Genomic DNA, 15,384 nt, shown 5'->3' on the forward strand with positions numbered 1-15,384 from the left:
GTGATGCTGATAATCTTGTTGACTATCAGTCTGACTCCACAAGCACCCACACGAATTGCTTGATTCAGTTGTTAAAGAGCGGTTGGTTAAGATCTTTCGTCTCAACCGAGGCGCGCATTCTACAGCGCCTTTCATCAAACTGCAACCTTAAAAGTTGATGATTTTTCTTAACTAAATCAACAACTTAAACCAGAACCAGCAGCGAACTGCTCGTTAGCGGGAGGCGAATAGTACAGTATTAAAATACGTGGTCAACCCCCGAGCGAAAATTCTTTTTCCACACCAAAGATCCCTGGCTGCCACCGTCAGCCCTGGCCCGATAATCGTCTTATATAGAAGCAGGAAGGTTCCGTCGCCCGTGAACAACAGGGGGCCTCCTGATCGGTTACAACGCACCGCATCGGAACGACTAAGCTTTTTCGAATGATCCTCGTCTTTCAAGGGTGACTCCATGAGCAGCGCCCCCCTGTCTGAACTCGATGCCGCTCTACCCGGTCTGGCTCGCAAGATCCGCGTACTGAATGCCCTGTCCTGGCCGGATGGCGTCGAGGACGTTTTCCTGGCGCATTGGCGTAACGGGAAAGCCGAATTGCCCAGAGTCGAATTGCGCCCCCGCGATCACAGTGCCGACATCGCCGCTCTGGAAGCCTTTATAGGACGCTGCGATCAGGGGCACCCAGCCGGGCACTATCTCGCCATGACAGCGCGCAGTTATGCCACGGCCGGACGCATGCTGGGGGCGATTGGCACTCCCGCCTTCACTCAATACTCATCCGCGTTGTACCGACGCCCGGATTTCTATTATCCGAGCCAGAAACTCAGCATGCTGGACGCGGCCAATTTTTTTCTCACCACCACCGACGCCCTATTGGGTGGCGCCCGGATTCCACCGACTCAGGCTGAGATCCCGGCCGAGGTCTTCGCCGCCTGGATGCAGCCGGAGCTGGACCGTTTCTTCGGTGAGGGCCGGGTCACGGTCGTGCTCGACCCGACGCTGGCTGCCAAGGCAATCGCCGGGGCAAGCCGTATACGCCTGCGTACCGGTGCCCTGTTCTCTGAACTGGACAAGAATCAGTTATTGCAGCATGAGGCCTTCGTGCATGTTGCTACCGCACAAAATGGCGCGCTCCAGCCCAACCTCAAAAGTCTGGGTTTGGGGGCTCCACGCACGACCCAAACCCAGGAAGGCATTGCCACCCTGGCAGAACTGTTCACTGGCAGCATGGACATCAACCGCCTGCGCCGCCTGGCCCTGCGCGTGCTCGCGGTCCAGCAGGCGCTGGACGGCGCCGATTTCATACAGGTATTCGAGGGGTTTCTCGCTGCAGGCCAGTCACAAGAGGAGTCCTTCCGCTCAACCCAGCGGGTCTTCCGTGGCGCCGACCTGCGTGGCGGCTCGGCGTTTACCAAAGATGCCGCCTACCTGACGGGTTTGCTGGGCGTCCATACCCTGTTGCGCATCGCGATCCGCGACAATCGACCGGAATTGGTGGGGCATTTGTTTGCCGGACGCCTCAGTCTGGCCGATACCGTACGCCTGGCGCCTCTATTTGAATCTGGCTGGCTCCAGGGCCCCACCCATCTACCGGCCTGGGCCTGCGATTTACGTCTGCTCGCCGCCAACCTGGCCTTCTCCGCTTTTATTGCCCAGATAAAACTGGATGTGCTCGATCTGGAGGTGCTCATGACATTTGCAGACGAACACGAAAACGATGCCAGCGCCCTGTGACCATGGGCACCTGCCAATTGACTCGATTGAGTTTCACGGAAATATCCTGACCGCGGCGCAGCAATCAGCCAGAAGCGGCCGGTGGTCGTTGCACTTCGCCAGTCGCCGGCGTGTGGCTAAGCTTAATTAATCGGGGTGAATTGAAACCTGAGAGATAGCGGCCATCAGCGAATCTGGACAGGCATCAAGACGGCGCCCCATAGGAGACGACTATGTATGCGGTGATAAGAACCTACTTGGGTACTGGAGCAAAGCAGCTTTTCGAGCTTTTGGAAGAGCGCAAGACCGACGTTGAAGCGACCCTGCGGACAGTGCCGGGCCTCGTAAGCTACACGCTGCTGAATACGGGTGATGGTGGTACGTCGGTAACGGTTTGCACGGACAAGGCCGGCAGCGATGCGAGCTTGAAAGTCGCAAGCGAGTGGATCAAGAAAAATGCATCAAGTATCCACGCGTCCCCGCCGATCGTAACGGAAGGTCCGGTCATCGTGCAGATCAAATAACGCGCCCTTGCGATTGATCTCGCGACACCGTCGCTGTCGCAGGTTTTGCATGCTTGCCTGGCGCAAATGTGATCGTCCGCAAACCATCAGATCGGGTTTGATTGCGGTGCAAGCCCGTGCCTCACCCCTAGGCTTCTTACGCAAACCTCTGCCATCATTCAGGCATTCACAATGCCGAGTAGAAATACATGAATCGTCAGAAAAAAATAAAGCAGCTATTAAAGGCTCACGCCAAAAAGGCCAGTGCCAAACTGGCACCGCAAAACAAGTCTAAATACATCAGCAAAGCTGACCGATTGAAACTGGCCGCTGAATCCGCTGAATCCGCTCAAGACGCAATCACGCCCTCTGAGGGCTGATCCAGCCCCTAACGAACCATCAACGAACTCGCCAACAACGCCTCCAACCCCATCGGCTTCGCAAAGTAATAACCCTGAGCCTGCCCTGCGCCCATTTCGCGTAGCAAGACCAGCGTCGCTTCATCCTCGACACCTTCGGCCACAACGCTGAGGTCCAGCGATTCGGCCATCCGCACAATCGCCCGGACGATCGCGCGACTGCGAGGGCTGGTGGTCAGTTCGAGGATGAACGATTTGTCGATCTTCAAACCGCTGAAGCGGTACTGATGCACGTAGCTCAGGGATGAAAACCCGGCACCGAAGTCATCGAGCACCACCGACATGCCGTTGTCGGCCAATTGCTGCATGGTCAGCCGGGCAATCGCCGGCTCCGCCACCAGTGCACCCTCGGTCAACTCCAGGCAGATCCGCGAGGGCTCGACCCCGTATCGCGCCAACAGCGCAAGCACATCATTGGCAAAGTCCGGGCGCGTCATGCTGTAGCTGGAGCAATTGACGTGCACCGCCGGCCAATTGGCGTGCTCGGGTTGGGCGAGGATCGCGGCGATGCTGGTCAGCATGTACAGGTCCAGTCGGCCAATCAGGCGTAGACCCTCGACATCCGGCAGAAACTCGCCCGGCGCGATCACCCGGCCGCCCGGCTGATGCCAGCGGATCAGTGCTTCAAGGGCCAACAGTTCGCCGCTTTCGACACTGACTATCGGCTGGAAATACGGCAACAGTTCGTCAGTACGTTTGAGCGCGTTGCGCAAGGCCCCTTCCCGCTCAACCTGGTCCGAGACTTCACGGCGCACTTCCTGATTGAACACTGCGTAGCTGTCGCGCCCGGCGCTCTTGACCCGGTACATCGCCGCATCGGCATCGCGCAGCAAGTCGGCGGGTTCCTGATGGAACTGACTGTCGGCGCTGACAATACCGATACTGCAGGACGAAAACACTTCATAGCCATTGATCAGGAACGGCAAGTCGAACGCCACCAGAATCCGTTCGGCGATGTCGATTACCACCTCCAGCGGCGCCTCGGGAGCCAGCACGGAAAACTCATCGCCCCCCAGGCGCGCGAGCATGTCGCTGTCGCGCAGACAACCGCGCAAACGGTGGGCGGCCTGCATCAACAGCAGGTCGCCAAAATGGTGGCCGAGGCTGTCGTTGACCATCTTGAAACGGTCGAGGTCGATGAACATCACTGCCAGGTGCCCGCCTTCGCTGCCGAACTGCGACCAGGCCAGATTGAGGCGCTGTTGCAGGTAGGTACGATTCGGTAGCCCGGTCAGCGCATCGTGGGAGTTTTCGTGTTGCAACTTGGCATTGGCGTGATCGAGCTCGCGGGTACGGTTCTGCACCCGGGCTTCCAGCTTGAGGTTGGCGGCATGGATCGCTTCGGCGGCCGTGCGGCGCGACAACGCCGTGTCGATGTGCCGGGAGACGAACGTCAGCAGTTCCTGGTCGCGCAGGGTATAGCGCACTTGCGAGGTATAGCTTTGCACCGCGAGTACGCCACGCACCACATCACCATCGAACAATGGAATGCCCAGCCAGGAGTAGGATCGGAAGTACGCTTCGGCCAGTTCGATGTCGCCGTGCGCAGACAATCGCTCAGCTTCGTCGGCGTCAATCAGGCAAGGTCGACGCTGACGGATAACGTACTCGGTCAAGCCCCGGCGCCCTCGCCGTGCCACCGGGCAGGCCGTCTGCCGCTCATCGACATAATACGGAAAGGTCACTTCAGTGGTCGCGTCGTCGAACAGCGCAATATAGAAGTTCCGCGCGAACAGCAGATCACCGACGATGCCATGCAAGGTTTGAAACAATTCAGCCATGTCGCCAGGCCGACTGGAAAGTTCAGCGATCTGGAACAGCGCGCTCTGCAGATGTTCGGCGCGCTCTCGCTCTGCCACCTCCTGCCTCAAGGCGTCGTTGAGCGCTGAGAGCTCCAGGGTACGACGCATCACCGTCGCTTCCAGATCCTCGCGGTGCAGAATCCGGTCCAGCGCCATGGCCACGTGGCGGGCCACCACCAGAAACAGCGCGCGGTCCTCGGCGCTGTAGGTACGAGAAACGTCGTAGACCTGCATCGCCAGCATGCCAAACACCTCGTCCGAGGCATTTTTCAACGGTGCGCCCATCCAGAATTCGGGACGATCTCCCACGCAGTAAAAACGGCCTTCGGCCTGAGCCGCGAGAATGCCGGCGGCGTCGATCAGCAACGGCTGGCCGCTGGTCAATACCTGGCCGGTCAACGAAAGATGCGAAGGGTCAAGGTATTCGTAATGCGAGGACTCCACGGCATCAACGTCAATGATGTCGACGTAATACGGGTAGTCGATCTTGCCGCTGTGCGGGTCATACAGCGCGAGATAGAAGTTCTCGGCGTCGATCAGGCTCGCCAGCAACTGGTGAACCCCCACCAGGAACACTGACCGGTCGCGGGTCGAACTGGCCAGGTAGGTAATTTCATACAGCACACGTTGAGTAATCTGCGCGCGGGCCAGGGTATTGGTCTGCACCTCAATGCCCAGGCGCTGGGCAAAACCGGCGAGCGCCGGTTCTTCGGCCTCGGCGATTGGCGCAAGCAGCCAACCCAGCACACTTTCGCCGCTGCCGGTCGGCCAGCGGTGCAAGTGCCGGGTCTGGCAAAAGGCATCGAACTGTTCATTCGCAACACTTGACGGCCACTGCGCCTGAGGGTCGCCCTGCCCGACCAAATGCATCTGTTCACCGGCACGGTAAACGACCCACGCGGTGGTGTGCGTCCAGTTGCGCGCCGAGTTCAGTAAGTGTTCGATCGTATCCTCGTTGCCAGCGCAGGTCATGCCGACAGTATCCGAATTCCCTTTAAGCTCAGAGGCGACAATATCGCAATCGTTCGATTGCCGCGGGAAGTCGGTCAAAGGACGAAAACTCATCAACGCTCCCTGAGCCAGAAACTGGCAACACTCACTTACTGGTTACTAGCAATGCGCCAGTGAGCTTCCCGTTTATAGAGTTTTTATTCAATAGGTTTTTTCGAATTGTGAGTTGCTTGCTCAACAGGTCATTCTTTACGGGCGCCAACTCGGCAAACGACTGACAAGTGTGCCTCTGCACCCTTATCCAAGTAGTTCCACCAGGAAAAGGAGCGTCCTTATGGAGACCGTCACAATTCGTACCCTGCAAAACACTGATGCTGAGGCATTGCTGACGTTTGAAAGGGACAATCGCGAGTGGTTCGAGCGCCACATTGAGGCACGCGGTGCTGCTTTCTATTCGGTGCAGGGGGTCACCGAGCACATTGCAGCCTATTTATCTGATTATGCCGCCGGCACCTGGCACCCCTTTGTCATCGTAAACGCTGGGGGGGAAATAGTGGGCCGGGCGAACCTCAAAGACATCGACACGTCCGCGCGGTCGGCAGAAGTCGGCTATCGGATTGCTCAAAGTGCTTGCGCAAAAGGACTGGCAACGCGGGCGGTGAGGCATTTGATCGAACAAGCGCAGTTGCGCTGGGATCTTAATCAACTGGTTGCCAACGTTTACGTCGACAATATCGGCTCGGCAAAAGTGCTCGAACGCTGCGGCTTCGTGATTGAACAGACATCTCTGCAAGCAGGGGCAAACCAGAAGTATCGGTTTGGCCTTTCGATTCAGACGAGTGAATGAAGGGTCAATAAGAGTCCCGGAAACGTCTCAAGATTCAGGCCGCGAGGCGAACTAACGCTCGACCTAGTTGTTTGAGGGTGTATGCGTTCCCCTGTAGGAGCCGGCTTGCTGGCGATGGACTCAAGTACCCCGCGTTTAACCGGCTCTTACGCGTTATCGTTAACGACTATCGCCAGCAAGCCGGCTCCTACAGGTTTTGCGCTTATCCCATATCCAGTTCAGCTAAACGACGTCGAATTTGCGGGAGCTAGTATTTCGCCGTTCTTGTTTCTGTCCCCGGGATTTCGTGTAGAACAAAAAAAGCCCCGCAACCAAATGGGCTGCGGGGTAAAAAATTGGTTGGTTGCGGCCAACCAAAGGAGCTCTGTAGAAAGCGTTACGGGCTGGGGTCAGATGCAGTCCTGTGCGGCGCGTTCAAAACTTGAAGGCAGCAGGTTCGAAGCCAGCAAGTGCCGCTCGTAGATAAACACCTTGCCGCCATTCCCGGCCTTGTAGGCTTCCAGCACGTTGTCGGCCGAGACTTTGCTCGGCACCACGATCCGGTAGCTGCGCTGGGTTTGCGAGACGGTCGGGTTCAACGCATGGCTCTGCAATTTCGGTACGACGCAATCGGCGTATTGGGCTGGGGTCTTGCTGGTCTGCAAGGTCAGGGTCGGGTCGTTCGGCGCGGAGGCGCAACCGGCGAGCAACAAAGAGCCAATCGCCATGGCGAGTACAAATAAAGAGCGCATCGGTCTTATCCAGAAAATAAAAGCTTCGGTTCATCCAGCAGCGGGACTGCGTCACGGTGCGTGTTCGTTGGAGGTGATTTTCCGCCTATAGCCAACAAAGCAGAACTTGTGTTTCGTAATGGTCACTATTACCTCTAGCAATAGTTGCGCGCCGCGCAGATGGGTACACACTCTGAATCACCACTAAAAAAAATTGATGAGGACCTATCCTTGAGAACTTTTGACCTGATCCGCGATGCCGTTTTGCCCGATTTCCGCGACAGGGTGGCCGAGTACCTGACTCAGTACGAAACCGTATTGTTGGGCGAACACGCGCCCGACCCGGAACTTGTGCGGGCCACTGCCAATCAGTTGCGCGGTTATTTGCGCGGGTTGAACACCACGCGGGTGCTGGGCATGGCGGACTGGGAGGAACTGGATCGGCGGGTGGTGAACACGTGGCTTTAGCGCCGCACGCCTCGACCGGCGGATCGGCATCCATCGAATGACTTTCTATACTGCTGTCGAATCCGGAAAGACGCAGGATTTGCCGTCATCGTAGTCGTGGTTCTCTCTGGGTAATGTCTCCCGATAGTTCTCAAGCAAAAAAGGAGTTTGCGTCATGACCGACGATCCAAAAGTAAAAGGACCAGCGTCGTACTTTCCCTCTATTGAAAAAAAGTATGGGCAGCCAATCACCCACTGGCTAACCCTGCTCAAGACAGTCAGCGGCAAGAAGCATATGGAGATGGTTGCGTTGCTCAAAACTGAACACGGCATGGGCCATGGCCATGCCAACGCGTTGGTTGCGTACTTTTTAGCGAGCACTAAAACCGACTGACGAGACTGATGTAGCACAGGGCGCTCGATGCACCCGCTTGCGGCTCAAGCCAACCGGGCGCCATACACCTGACTGTTGCTATCAAATCCACCTCCACTGTATCTGCTTCAACCCAATGACTACGGTTAGCCTTGTTTCTCATCCAGGGAAATTTGCGCTATGCCGGACGCCACCAACCTTTACCTGTTCACTGTCGCCGCCCTGCTGTTGCTGATCGTGCCTGGCCCGAACATGGCCTTCGTCACCAGCCATGCCGTTGCCCATGGCTGGCGTGCCGGTTTCGCCGCCGCATTGGGAATAACCCTGGCCGACGTGCTGATGACCGCCATGGTCAGCGCGGGGCTCGGTGCGTTGGTGATGAGTTGGGCGCCGGCATTTGATTTGCTGCGGTGGGCCGGGGCTTGCTATCTGATGTGGCTGGCGTGGAAGGCATTGAGTACTCCACCAGCGGACGCTGATGCTCAACCTGCATTGGCATCGCGGCGCAAGATCTTCATCCGGGCGACCCTCAACAGCCTGTTGAATCCCAAGGCGCTGTTGTTCTTCATGGTATTCCTGCCGCAATTCGTCACCCTGGGAACCAGCAGCGTCACGGTGCAACTGATGGTGTTAGGTGTGTTGCTTGCACTGATCGCCTTGATCTTTCATTCCCTGCTCAGCGTCTGTGCCGGACAGCTACATGGGCGTCTGCGTGGAGGCAAAATCTCCAGCCGCCTGGGCGCTTATGGCTTCGCTGTCGTAATGACAGCGCTGGCAGTACGTTTGCTGGTGCTGAACCGGACAGCCTGAAGCAGTCGCATCGATATCGCTCAATAGTTGTCACTCGCCGAGGCCGCCTTTTACTGCGCCAACCAAAACCTGCACACTTGTCGGCTTTTTTCGCGACAGGAAGTCTCCCCCATGCAACGGATTGTCATTCTGGGCAATGCCGGTAGCGGCAAATCCACCCTCGCGCTGACCTTGCAGTAGGTTGTACAGAGAAGCTCGACCGGGCATTCCTGTGGTGCACTTGCGCGGTTCCCGGCAGATTCGCGCCTTTCTCGATAGCTTGCCTATAGCGTCGGGAGTCTGCCTTGAATAAAGGGAGGGGGACTTTCGCTATCCCGGGAGTTGATCCGTGTATGCCCGGCAGAGGGTTATGAGAGAGAACCTACGGCTACGAACGACTGGTTGCTATCGCCATTAGTGGCCATTGCCCGCCTTAAAGAAACTGCGAAATATTCGCCATCGCACGCGTTATGTAAATGTCCTTCTCCCCCACTGGGGCAACATAATGAAGTGCACTGCGTGCGGCCTCTACACCTGCAAGACGTGAGATGAACCAAGCGGCAAGATACTGCGACGACAAGCACCCGCCAGCAGTTGCGACATTGCCCTTGGCCACGAACGGTTGATTGAGTACCGCCACACCGGCCTCTTCAACCCATGGCTTTGTGATCAGATCCGTGCAGGCCGGAACGTCGTCCAGCAGGCCCAGCTTTGCAAGTATGAGCGTGCCCGAGCACTGGGCGCCCAAGAGCTGGCGCGCAGGATCAAGCTTCAGGCGAGACATCAGCACAGTATTCGCGACGACGTCCCGGGTCATTCTCCCACTGCCCACCAGCACGGCGTCCGCACCACATGCGTCCTCCAACGACATCTGCGCCTCGATCATCAGGCCGTTCATCGACAGCACCTTGTCTGTGGGGCTGGCGATAGACACTCGCCAACCAGGCTGTTGAACCCGGTTGAGGATGCCGAACGAGATGAGTGAATCAAGTTCGTTGAAGCCTTCAAAGGTAAGGATTGCGATATGCATTTGAGCCTCAAACCAGAGAAATCTTGTGGTCCATCGTAAAACCAAACAACCAATACACTCAAAAAATTGTAATGGATACGCTCTGTACTGATAACGAACGTGGGCACAGGCAAACCTCAAAGGGGCCGAACACTCAGGCCGTCGGCTATTTAAACAGCGGCGCCCTAGAACTTTTCCCTGTTTACAGGTCTATGTGGACAGGCACATTCGCTCGGTAAGCGCTAACCCGCAGGCTTCCCGCAGCCAGATGGCTACACATCAACATGTCAATTCAGAGGTTGTCTTCGCTCATGAAATTCCATGACCTACGGATGGTGCTCTTCGGCCTGTTCGCGTTCGCGGCAGTGGGCTCGGCATCAGCAACACAGATGAAGACCTCAACCCCTGTTTTCGCAACTGAAGTGGCGGCCGTTCAGGCGCCGGCCCAGGCTGCCGGCAGCCCTTGGCCGACCGTGGCCAGTATGGCCGGCAACCAGCCAGGGTCGTTGCTTGCCCATGATGACCGATACGGGCATGACGACCGTTGGCATGATCGTAGAGACAATTGGCGCCGAGACGACTGGCGTAGAGAAAAGTGGCGTAGAGAGCAAGCCCGCCGGGAAGAAGCCGAACGCCATCGTTATTGGGAGCGTCACCAGGATCGGGCCATGCGGCACCGCTATGAGGACGATGACCGCTACTATCGTCGCTAGTGCGAACGTCAGGGGATCAATCTGCCTGTAACACGGGCGATGCTCGCCCACCAGGTTGTAGTTTACGGTCCCTCGTGCCTGCGAGCTAAAGACATTTCTTAGCGTCCGAGTGAGGGCGGCCCATAGAGCTCAGTTTCCCAGTCTTCAAGGGGCGGCGTTACTATGAAAGATGGGTCGCAGTACGACTTTAAGTAATCAGTCGCTCTCCTTTGGGCATAGGTAAAGTTGAGCACGTTGCCTTCACTGTCCATCTCTATTACGTTCGCGAATATTGCGAAGACCATCTCAATTGCACTCGGCTCAGAGCCATAAATTTCGAGATACTCCACGTTTTCAAGCATGTAGTGGCTTCCACTTGCCATGAAGTACGCAAACGTTCGAAGTGCTCCACTGAAATCATTACTTAGCTTCTTCATGTACATGCTCTTTTAGTAAATATTCTGGATTTAACTGCTTCATAATCGAACATCTGCTTTTTTGCCGTTTTATTGCAGTCGAGACAGACCGAAACCGATCCAAAGTGGCCCTTCGCGAAAAGCAGCCAATCGCCATTTCGTCGAGATGTGCAGCAAGAGTGCGTTCAGGTAGATTCGTCATTGTTTTTGGAGGCTCTGGCATCCAGGACGATGCAGCCCCGCCGCGTCCCGCCAGTACAATGTTTCTTCGAGCTGGAAGCTTATCAGGAAGAGGGACGAGCACGTTTGAGCAATGGATTGGGCTACTTTGTCCAGATCGTCCATAGCAGACTGCCCCTCCGGCTCGGGGCCTTTGATTCTGATGGTACAACGCATAGCAACACCGAAGTCGATACCCTTCGTATCCTCGGCATAAATCGTAGAGTCCGTGGTTACGCCATCGGTACTCAACGTTAGTCCCGAGATAAAGGTAGCTTCCAAACTGTCGCCAACTACGTTGATTACCCGGGCACCAGCATTGTTTAAGGCTTTCCCCAGTGTTGGGGCTGTGAGTGCATTATCCGCTTCCAGGTACAGATCAAGACTCATTTGAAACCCTTCTTTCTGCGGGAACATTTGCACAAAAATTTTTGAGTACGATTATCGCGGCAGTGTATTGGTCAGCGGTTCGAATGTCTGCTCCTGGCCGATTTCAGCCTGTCGATAAGGGTTAAAATCGACCCATAGCTGCCGGTGAGCAACGGCAGAATTCGACCCATAGCAAACGGTCAATTTCCTGCGCACCGGTATGTCTTGGGAGGGAATGTGGATGGAGTGCTTCGGAAGAGCCTCTACTTTGAGATATCAAGACGGATTTGTGCACCATCTGGTAACTCGCCGAGCTCCTTGGCCAGGCGTCCTGAAATTGCCACCTGTTCGTAAAGTGAAATCGTCGCCAAGTTGCTCTCTTCATACTGCCCACCCAACACGGCAGGGATTTTCAGGCAGTACTTATACCCAGGACGAAGCAGGCCGAGTTTATCTCTTGCTTGTTTGACCAATTCTTCCATGTACCAATCGTGCAAAAAATCCTGGCTTTGAGAGAGGGCATCCAGTTCCACGCGATCATTTGCGACGCTATTGCAATACAGTTCTTCAGGACACAGCCGCCAATAGCTACTTCCGGCATCTTTGATAATGAGGTTGCCAAAATCATTATCACCAACCACCTCTACGGGTTTGATCCCAGCCCAGCTCCACGCTTTTTCAATTTCCTCAATCAAATCCATTGGTACCTATCCTTACGTTTCCAATGCCATTGTCATTGCTCTTTTTTTCACATCTTTCAAGCAGACTACTGCACTTTTTGAGTGGCTGCTTTTGGTCGCTTAGGGCTTTAGGTGAAGTGCGGTAGCCGACCCAAAGCTGACGTTGGCGATATGCAGCTAGCGGCCAGAAGCAGACATCCGTGACGGGTAGCTTTCAGCTCGAAGTAGCCTCCCGCACGGTAGTCACATAAGTTTTTCAATCGAAATCGAGGTGGCTTTAATCGTTATATCTCCAAAATCACCTTCAAGGAATAGAACATTATCAACGATATTTATCCCTTCAAGCTCTCCGAGCTCGCTGGAATTTTGAACGTTAAGAGCGCCTAGCTTGATAGTTAGCTCAGTGCCGTCCGCGTTCCATGCCATCAGCTTTTTTCTGGTTCCGTCATCCAGTCTGACAACCATCTCAAAATAGCGATGGGCTTGGTCCACTGTGATCGATAAGACACTGCTTTCTTCAAGTGCGTGAGCATCCATAATGAAGCTTCTTTTTTTTAAACCCGCATCCTACTACAGGCCACTATTGGCGAATGCATGCGTCTGAAGTGAAGGTCCGCTTCTGGCCCACTGCTGCCCTTCGCGACAGGCAACAATCGGCCAGTTAAAGGCTTTCAATACAGCGACAGAAAGCGAGTATCGGAACTGGCGTGGGGAATCATTTTTTCATCGAAAGCCCCAATCGCTGCCATTCATTCCAGCAGTCCTCTGCAATTAAATCCCGGTAACCACGGTCATTCTCCATATCCAATGCGACGTCGAATGGAACTGCAACACTCGTCGCCTGGTCACGGATCCTGAGTACTTCAGCCTCTGTCAGCGGTGATCCTTTGTTCGCCTCGGCGCCTTGCAGTACCACCGAAAGTGCCGGAATGAACACAACACAAAGTTGCCCCGTCATCTGTCGTTAACCTCACCAGGCGGAAAGTCCAAAAGATTACGCTGGTTAGTCAATGAGGACTATCGACCGAGCGCACTCAACACCTGGCCTCTGAAATAACCGTTAAGCCCTGCGCGTGGAGCAATACTCCACAATGAGTTGAGTAACCGCCGCCGCCATCGCCTGATCCGCTTCAGGCGAGGTAAACAGCCGAAACTCTGCATCCGGCAACTCCGGTAACCCTTGTTCAGCCCCAAGAACCACCAGCCCTTGCCCCAACTGACTGAGTGTCATGGGCGCAACCGCGAAGCCTGCAAGCGCCGCCGCCCGTAACCCGGCGGTGCTGCTGCATAACATCGCCGTGCGTTGGGCGATCCCCGCCTGAGCCAGTCGCTTCAACGCAACCTCGCGATAAGGGCACGGCTCGGGGAACAGGGCCAGCGGCAACGGCGTCGGTAACCGGGTGACGGGTTGCGCCGACCAGGCCCACACCAGCGGCTCTTGCCACAACAATTTCCCCGCTTCGCTGGTTTCGCACAGTGAGCCGATGACCAACTCCAGATGCCCTTGCTTCATCAGCGCCAGCAACGTACCGGGAATGCTCACCTGCACGTCGATCTCCATCCCTGGGTACTGCGCCGCGAATTCCTGAAAAGCGCGTAGCAGTCGGGGCTCGACAAAATCCTCGGACACTCCGATCCGCAGCCGCCCGTGAAATGGCGTACGCGTCAGTTCCGCCCAGGCATCACGGTTCAGCACAAGGATCGTGCGCGCATAAGAGAGCAAGCGCTCGCCATCGGGCGTCAGTTGCTGGGAGCGGGTGGTACGCGTCAACAGGGGTTTACCAATCTGTTCTTCCAATCGCCGTACATGGCCGCTGACCGCAGACTGAGTCAGGTGCAGCTTTTGCGCTGCACGGCTGAAGCCTTCTTCGTCGACCACAGCGACAAATGTTTTGAGTAGCAGCGAATCGAACATAGTTTTCTGCGTGATTAATCGACTAGTAATTTACGATTTATATTTCAAATACAACTATGTTGCAATGCCTCCCTACCCCAGCACTTGAGGCATGCCATGACTACTCTGCTCCATATTGAATGCTCTCCACGCAAGCAGCGCTCGGCGTCCCTTGAAGTCGCCCGCAGCTTCATTGCGCGTTATCGAGAAAACACTCCGGACACCGACATCATCACCCTCGACCTCTGGAACATGGCGTTGCCGGAATTCGATGACCTGGCAATGGAAGCCAAATACGCAGGACTCAGCGGCACTGCCTTGACCCCGGCGCAACAAGAGGCCTGGAACACCTTGAAGGACCTGGCTGCGCACCTGCATCGCGCGGATGTACTCGTGATGTCCGTACCGCTTTGGAATTTCAGCATCCCGTACAAGCTCAAGCATTTCATCGACCTGGTATCGCAGAAAGACATCCTGTTCAGCTTCGATCCGGAACGCGGTCTGGAAGGCATGCTGCACAACAAAATCGCCGTAGTGGCGTACGCCCGAGGCCTGGATTTTTCGGCGCAGTCGATCACGCCGGCGGAACGCTTCGACTTCCAGAAGCCCTATGTGGAAGCCTGGCTGCAATTCATCGGCGTGACCGATGTGCATTCGGTGATTGTGGAGAAGACCATCCTGGGGGAAGACGTGGATCTTGATGCGCGTGAGGCTGCGACTCAGCAGGCCAGAGGATTGGCAGATACTCTTTGTCGCTGACGGTTATTTATAAGGTACGGGCGCCCACTCAGGCATGAGAGCCAGAGAGTAGTTTTCGGCCCAATGCTGCCGGTGAAGGCCGGCAGAAATCGGCCAAAAGAAGTCACAAGCCCCGTGACGCTTCAGGGCTTGCGACTAACGGCCAATACGTCCTTCAAACTCTCGGACGTTTGCTACGGGAATGCCTGCCGTGTTCATTGCAGAACGTGCAGGCCTAGTTTTGTACCTCAACCGCGTCGATATCCGGCGCGTCTGGGGCGTCCGGGGCGTCAGCCACATCCTCTCTGGCTTCCCTCGCCTCGACTTTGGCAGCCTCTCTGGCTGCGTTTGCCTCTACCTTCGCAGCGTCCCTCGCCGCATCTGCAGCAGCACGGGCGGCATCTCTGGCTGCATCGGCTTCTGCTTTGGCGGCGTCCCTGGCTGCGTCGGCAGCGGCCCGGGCAGCATCTCTGGCTGCATCTGCGCCCGGTATGCCAGCAGCTTTTGCAGCATCCCTGGCTGCATCCGCCTCAGCTCTGGCGGCATCTCTGGCTGCATTTGCAGTAGCCCTTGCAGCATCCCGGGCTGCATCTGCATCAGCTCTGGCAGCATCTCTGGCTGCATTTGCATCGTTTCTGGCAGCGTCCCTGGCTGCATCTGCGGCATCGTTGTCATGCGCGTTGCCTGAGCCTCTGTTCCCGGCAACACCACCATGACCGTCACCGTCATGGCCTGATGCACCATGACCACCACCATCTCCATGGCCGCTGCCACCGTGACCACTGCCTCCGGAGCCTCCACTACCGGAACCACCACCG

General features: G+C 56.2%; 19 protein-coding genes. 9 read left to right on the top strand and 10 right to left on the bottom strand.

The window, feature by feature from the left end; translation table 11 throughout:
* The first annotated feature begins 451 nt into the window (after positions 1-451).
* From KGA82_RS24075 to KGA82_RS24085, 3 genes are all read left to right on the top strand, one after another.
* Positions 452-1,729 carry a flavohemoglobin expression-modulating QEGLA motif protein gene (locus tag KGA82_RS24075; protein ID WP_008037779.1) on the top strand — a complete coding sequence of 426 codons (1,278 nt, stop codon included), beginning with the start codon at positions 452-454 and terminating at the stop codon, positions 1,727-1,729.
* A 212-nt stretch (positions 1,730-1,941) separates the two neighbouring features.
* Positions 1,942-2,232, top strand: coding sequence for a hypothetical protein (locus KGA82_RS24080; protein ID WP_008035503.1), 291 nt, complete (start codon positions 1,942-1,944; stop codon positions 2,230-2,232).
* 188 nt (positions 2,233-2,420) lie between these two features.
* Positions 2,421-2,591: a DUF2986 domain-containing protein gene (locus KGA82_RS24085; protein ID WP_223452685.1), complete on the top strand. Its 171-nt coding sequence runs from the start codon at positions 2,421-2,423 to the stop codon at positions 2,589-2,591.
* 8 nt (positions 2,592-2,599) lie between these two features.
* Here the strand turns inward: KGA82_RS24085 and KGA82_RS24090 are convergent, their stop codons facing one another.
* Positions 2,600-5,497, bottom strand: a complete 2,898-nt coding sequence (locus tag KGA82_RS24090; RefSeq protein ID WP_223452686.1) for an EAL domain-containing protein — start codon at positions 5,495-5,497, stop codon at positions 2,600-2,602.
* A gap of 220 nt (positions 5,498-5,717) precedes the next feature.
* On the opposite strand from KGA82_RS24090, the gene KGA82_RS24095 reads away from it, so the two are divergent.
* On the top strand, positions 5,718-6,230 hold the full coding sequence (locus tag KGA82_RS24095; protein ID WP_223452687.1) for a GNAT family N-acetyltransferase: 513 nt from the start codon (positions 5,718-5,720) through the stop codon (positions 6,228-6,230).
* Between the two features lie 389 nt (positions 6,231-6,619).
* Here the strand turns inward: KGA82_RS24095 and KGA82_RS24100 are convergent, their stop codons facing one another.
* Positions 6,620-6,961: a hypothetical protein gene (locus tag KGA82_RS24100; protein WP_223452688.1), complete on the bottom strand. Its 342-nt coding sequence runs from the start codon at positions 6,959-6,961 to the stop codon at positions 6,620-6,622.
* Positions 6,962-7,171: 210 nt separating this feature from the next.
* On the opposite strand from KGA82_RS24100, the gene KGA82_RS24105 reads away from it, so the two are divergent.
* From KGA82_RS24105 to KGA82_RS24115, 3 genes are all read left to right on the top strand, one after another.
* A complete protein-coding gene (locus KGA82_RS24105) occupies positions 7,172-7,408 on the top strand; it encodes a hypothetical protein (RefSeq protein WP_223437803.1) in 237 nt (78 codons plus the stop codon).
* 154 nt (positions 7,409-7,562) lie between these two features.
* Entirely contained in the window at positions 7,563-7,781 is a 219-nt protein-coding gene (locus KGA82_RS24110; protein WP_008035513.1) for a DUF4287 domain-containing protein, read from the top strand.
* A 159-nt stretch (positions 7,782-7,940) separates the two neighbouring features.
* Positions 7,941-8,570: a LysE family translocator gene (locus KGA82_RS24115; protein ID WP_223452689.1), complete on the top strand. Its 630-nt coding sequence runs from the start codon at positions 7,941-7,943 to the stop codon at positions 8,568-8,570.
* 412 nt (positions 8,571-8,982) lie between these two features.
* Here KGA82_RS24115 and KGA82_RS24120 read toward each other — a convergent pair whose 3' ends face one another.
* Positions 8,983-9,579 carry a DJ-1/PfpI family protein gene (locus tag KGA82_RS24120; protein ID WP_223452690.1) on the bottom strand — a complete coding sequence of 199 codons (597 nt, stop codon included), beginning with the start codon at positions 9,577-9,579 and terminating at the stop codon, positions 8,983-8,985.
* 290 nt (positions 9,580-9,869) lie between these two features.
* Here KGA82_RS24120 and KGA82_RS24125 point away from each other — a divergent pair, with 290 nt between their 5' ends.
* Complete coding sequence (locus KGA82_RS24125) at positions 9,870-10,271, top strand: hypothetical protein (RefSeq protein WP_223452691.1); 402 nt, start codon at positions 9,870-9,872, stop codon at positions 10,269-10,271.
* Between the two features lie 98 nt (positions 10,272-10,369).
* Here KGA82_RS24125 and KGA82_RS24130 read toward each other — a convergent pair whose 3' ends face one another.
* The 6 genes from KGA82_RS24130 to KGA82_RS24155 all read right to left on the bottom strand — a co-directional run bounded on the left by KGA82_RS24130 (position 10,370) and on the right by KGA82_RS24155 (position 13,849).
* A complete protein-coding gene (locus KGA82_RS24130; RefSeq protein ID WP_223452692.1) occupies positions 10,370-10,687 on the bottom strand; it encodes a hypothetical protein in 318 nt (105 codons plus the stop codon).
* Positions 10,688-10,864: 177 nt separating this feature from the next.
* Positions 10,865-11,275: a hypothetical protein gene (locus KGA82_RS24135; protein WP_223452693.1), complete on the bottom strand. Its 411-nt coding sequence runs from the start codon at positions 11,273-11,275 to the stop codon at positions 10,865-10,867.
* A 242-nt stretch (positions 11,276-11,517) separates the two neighbouring features.
* Positions 11,518-11,955, bottom strand: coding sequence for a T6SS immunity protein Tdi1 domain-containing protein (locus KGA82_RS24140; protein ID WP_223452694.1), 438 nt, complete (start codon positions 11,953-11,955; stop codon positions 11,518-11,520).
* A 222-nt stretch (positions 11,956-12,177) separates the two neighbouring features.
* Positions 12,178-12,471: a hypothetical protein gene (locus tag KGA82_RS24145; RefSeq protein ID WP_223452695.1), complete on the bottom strand. Its 294-nt coding sequence runs from the start codon at positions 12,469-12,471 to the stop codon at positions 12,178-12,180.
* A 178-nt stretch (positions 12,472-12,649) separates the two neighbouring features.
* Positions 12,650-12,892, bottom strand: coding sequence for a hypothetical protein (locus KGA82_RS24150; RefSeq protein ID WP_223452696.1), 243 nt, complete (start codon positions 12,890-12,892; stop codon positions 12,650-12,652).
* A 102-nt stretch (positions 12,893-12,994) separates the two neighbouring features.
* On the bottom strand, positions 12,995-13,849 hold the full coding sequence (locus KGA82_RS24155) for a LysR family transcriptional regulator (RefSeq protein ID WP_223452697.1): 855 nt from the start codon (positions 13,847-13,849) through the stop codon (positions 12,995-12,997).
* Positions 13,850-13,945: 96 nt separating this feature from the next.
* On the opposite strand from KGA82_RS24155, the gene KGA82_RS24160 reads away from it, so the two are divergent.
* On the top strand, positions 13,946-14,587 hold the full coding sequence (locus KGA82_RS24160; RefSeq protein ID WP_223452698.1) for an FMN-dependent NADH-azoreductase: 642 nt from the start codon (positions 13,946-13,948) through the stop codon (positions 14,585-14,587).
* Positions 14,588-14,920: 333 nt separating this feature from the next.
* On the opposite strand, the gene KGA82_RS24165 is transcribed toward KGA82_RS24160, so the two are convergent.
* The coding region (locus KGA82_RS24165) for a hypothetical protein (protein ID WP_223452699.1) at positions 14,921-15,384 on the bottom strand (464 nt) is incomplete at its 5' end.

The sequence above is a fragment of the Pseudomonas sp. BF-RE-22 genome (genome assembly GCF_019956155.1).
Taxonomy (GTDB): Bacteria; Pseudomonadota; Gammaproteobacteria; order Pseudomonadales; family Pseudomonadaceae; genus Aquipseudomonas; species Aquipseudomonas migulae.

What these genes read in the sequence shown, in the direction of transcription:
- KGA82_RS24075 (WP_008037779.1), top strand. Translation starts at nt 452, where the DNA reads ATGAGCAGCGCCCCCCTGTCTGAACTCGATGCCGCTCTACCCGGTCTG.
- KGA82_RS24080 (WP_008035503.1), top strand. Translation starts at nt 1,942, where the DNA reads ATGTATGCGGTGATAAGAACCTACTTGGGTACTGGAGCAAAGCAGCTT.
- KGA82_RS24085 (WP_223452685.1), top strand. Translation starts at nt 2,421, where the DNA reads ATGAATCGTCAGAAAAAAATAAAGCAGCTATTAAAGGCTCACGCCAAA.
- KGA82_RS24090 (WP_223452686.1), bottom strand. Translation starts at nt 5,497, where the DNA reads ATGAGTTTTCGTCCTTTGACCGACTTCCCGCGGCAATCGAACGATTGC.
- KGA82_RS24095 (WP_223452687.1), top strand. Translation starts at nt 5,718, where the DNA reads ATGGAGACCGTCACAATTCGTACCCTGCAAAACACTGATGCTGAGGCA.
- KGA82_RS24100 (WP_223452688.1), bottom strand. Translation starts at nt 6,961, where the DNA reads ATGCGCTCTTTATTTGTACTCGCCATGGCGATTGGCTCTTTGTTGCTC.
- KGA82_RS24110 (WP_008035513.1), top strand. Translation starts at nt 7,563, where the DNA reads ATGACCGACGATCCAAAAGTAAAAGGACCAGCGTCGTACTTTCCCTCT.
- KGA82_RS24115 (WP_223452689.1), top strand. Translation starts at nt 7,941, where the DNA reads ATGCCGGACGCCACCAACCTTTACCTGTTCACTGTCGCCGCCCTGCTG.
- KGA82_RS24120 (WP_223452690.1), bottom strand. Translation starts at nt 9,579, where the DNA reads ATGCATATCGCAATCCTTACCTTTGAAGGCTTCAACGAACTTGATTCA.
- KGA82_RS24125 (WP_223452691.1), top strand. Translation starts at nt 9,870, where the DNA reads ATGAAATTCCATGACCTACGGATGGTGCTCTTCGGCCTGTTCGCGTTC.
- KGA82_RS24130 (WP_223452692.1), bottom strand. Translation starts at nt 10,687, where the DNA reads ATGAAGAAGCTAAGTAATGATTTCAGTGGAGCACTTCGAACGTTTGCG.
- KGA82_RS24135 (WP_223452693.1), bottom strand. Translation starts at nt 11,275, where the DNA reads ATGAGTCTTGATCTGTACCTGGAAGCGGATAATGCACTCACAGCCCCA.
- KGA82_RS24140 (WP_223452694.1), bottom strand. Translation starts at nt 11,955, where the DNA reads ATGGATTTGATTGAGGAAATTGAAAAAGCGTGGAGCTGGGCTGGGATC.
- KGA82_RS24145 (WP_223452695.1), bottom strand. Translation starts at nt 12,471, where the DNA reads ATGGATGCTCACGCACTTGAAGAAAGCAGTGTCTTATCGATCACAGTG.
- KGA82_RS24150 (WP_223452696.1), bottom strand. Translation starts at nt 12,892, where the DNA reads ATGACGGGGCAACTTTGTGTTGTGTTCATTCCGGCACTTTCGGTGGTA.
- KGA82_RS24155 (WP_223452697.1), bottom strand. Translation starts at nt 13,849, where the DNA reads ATGTTCGATTCGCTGCTACTCAAAACATTTGTCGCTGTGGTCGACGAA.
- KGA82_RS24160 (WP_223452698.1), top strand. Translation starts at nt 13,946, where the DNA reads ATGACTACTCTGCTCCATATTGAATGCTCTCCACGCAAGCAGCGCTCG.